The sequence below is a fragment of the Massilia sp. CT11-108 genome (assembly GCF_047302915.1).
GTDB classification, from domain to species: Bacteria; Pseudomonadota; Gammaproteobacteria; order Burkholderiales; family Burkholderiaceae_D; genus Telluria; species Telluria orientalis.
The window spans coordinates 1-1,671 of sequence record NZ_JBKYMO010000823.1 but is presented as its reverse complement, the minus strand read 5'-3'; the positions used below and the strand labels follow the sequence as shown (position 1 = coordinate 1,671).

The 1,671-nt window shown below is 69.8% G+C and carries 3 protein-coding genes; 1 reads left to right on the top strand and 2 read right to left on the bottom strand.

Annotated features, from left to right (window positions below; all coding sequences use genetic code 11):
• A partial coding sequence (locus tag ACEN88_RS31105) for a cupin domain-containing protein (RefSeq protein WP_413345946.1) occupies positions 1-317 on the bottom strand: 317 nt, incomplete at its 3' end.
• Between the two features lie 97 nt (positions 318-414).
• Between ACEN88_RS31105 and ACEN88_RS31100 the strand changes: the two genes are divergently transcribed.
• The gene (locus ACEN88_RS31100) at positions 415-1,158 is read left to right on the top strand and encodes an SDR family oxidoreductase (RefSeq protein ID WP_413345945.1); all 744 of its coding nucleotides are present in this window, start codon (positions 415-417) and stop codon (positions 1,156-1,158) included.
• Here the strand turns inward: ACEN88_RS31100 and ACEN88_RS31095 are convergent.
• The coding region (locus ACEN88_RS31095; RefSeq protein WP_413345943.1) for a c-type cytochrome at positions 1,159-1,671 on the bottom strand (513 nt) is incomplete at its 5' end.

Here is a 1,671-nt window from a genome sequence, read left to right as displayed (position 1 = left end):
CCGTCGCGCGTGCCGTGGCGGACTTCGCCGGGTGCGACCTGCGCGGGCGGCTTGTCGAAGTCGCGTGCGGGCGGCGGGCGCAGGCTCGACATCGAGAAGTCGTACGTGGCAGGGATCAGCACGAAGTCGCCCGGTTCGAGCGCGATGGGATCCATGTCCGCGGCCGTGAGCAGGCAGGCGCCGTCGAGTACGACGCAATACGACGGCTCGCCCGCTTCCGTGCGCCGCACGCCCCAGCGGCCCGCCGCGCCGACGATCTTCGTGTAGCGCACGCCCGGCCGCAGCAGGCCGACCACGTCGGCCAAGGGATCGATCATTCCGGACTCTCGCAAAAGATGTGTGGACTAACGATTGTAGCGCGTCCGGACGTCGGCCGCTATCGTAACGGTATTGCCAACCCACACAGGAGTTCACATGAAAACCGTCATGATCACCGGCTGCTCGTCCGGCTTCGGCCTCGAAATCGCCCGCCATTTCCTCGACCGCGACTGGCAGGTCGTCGCCACGATGCGTACGCCGCGCACCGACCTGCTGCCGGCGTCGAGCCGCCTGCGCGTCGTCGCGCTGGACGTGACGGACGCGGACAGCGTCCGCGCGGCCATCGCCGCCGCGGGGCCGATCGATGCGCTCGTCAACAATGCCGGCGTCGGCCTGATCAATCCGCTGGAAGCCGTGTCGACGGACACGATCCGTGCGGTGTTCGAGACGAACACACTCGGCACGATCGCCATGACGCAGGCCGTGCTGCCCGCGATGCGCGCCCGGCGCGCGGGCGTGATCGTGAACGTGACATCGACCGTCACGCTCGCGCCGCGGCCGCTGCTGTCGGTCTACAGGGCCAGCAAGGCAGCCGTGAATGCGTTCACGGAATCGCTCGCGCTGGAACTGGCGCCGCTGGGCATCCGGACGCGCCTGGTGCTGCCGGGCCGCGCGCCGGACACGCGCTTCGGCGAGAACGCCCGCCCGCTCATGCAGGGCGAGATCCCGTCGGATTACGCGCCGTTGATGGACGACGTGTTCAAGCGCATGCGCGAGCCGGGACCGGTCACGCAGGCGCAAGACGTCGCGCAAGCCGTGTGGCGTGCCGTGACGGATCCCGCGGCGCCGATGCGCATTCCCGCCGGGGCGGATGCCGAGGCGCTGGCGGCCTCGCTCTGATCAGCGGCTGGCGTAATACTTCGCCACCACCTCGATCTCCTGGTCCGTCAACCCATGCACCGCATTGCGCATCTGCTGGTTGATGTCGTTGGCGCGCCGCCCCGATTTGAAGGCGTTCAGCTGGTCGACGATGTACGCCGCCGGCAGCCCGTCGATGATGGGCGTCGCCACGCGCGCCACGCCCGGGCTATGGCAGGTCGCGCATGCCCCCACGTTGCGCATCGGCGACCCGTTGCTGACGATGCGCGGCACCTCGACCTGGATGCCCGCATGCCCCACCAGGGTCTCGCGCTGCTGCTGCGAGTAAAACGCGGCCAGGTCGCGCATGTCCTGGTCGGACAGGTTCGTCGCCAGCGGCTGCATGACGGCGCTCGGGCGGTGGCCGGACTTGAAGTCGCGCAGCTGCTTGTAGGTGGACGACGGGGGCTGGCCCGCCAGGTGCGGCGCGTTCGTGCCGGCCGATGCCGTGCCGCGCGCGCCGTGGCACATGCTGCATTGCAGGGCCAGCGTGGC